1 pseudogene is annotated in these 259 nt (G+C 52.5%); it reads right to left on the minus strand.

Going from position 1 to position 259, the window contains the following annotated elements:
- Window positions 1–67: 67 nt before the first annotated feature.
- A pseudogene (locus H8K32_RS20060) lies at window positions 68–259 on the minus strand (IS66 family insertion sequence element accessory protein TnpB); the annotation flags it as partial.

Consider the following 259-nt stretch of genomic DNA (forward strand, 5'->3'; position numbering starts at 1 on the left):
AGTGCAGTGTCCATACCGATGCGCATATCAATTGGTTCGGTTGCCAGCCAGATGGAATCTATCCGAATCATCTTAGCCAATTCTGCAGCCAACTAGCACACTCTGCGGCGGCAGCTTGCGGCCAGCGCACAATCACATTAGCGGCTCCTCGTTTGATTTCAATCACGATGTCCGGAGTCACGGTAGCGGCGCTTGACGCAGGTAATGGAATTGGAATAAATTCAGGAACTGAGGTGACTGGTGTAGCTTGCGCCGACTG

Source organism: Cognatundibacterium jejuense (genome assembly GCF_014284255.1).
Lineage (GTDB): Bacteria > Pseudomonadota > Gammaproteobacteria > Burkholderiales > Burkholderiaceae_D > Undibacterium > Undibacterium jejuense.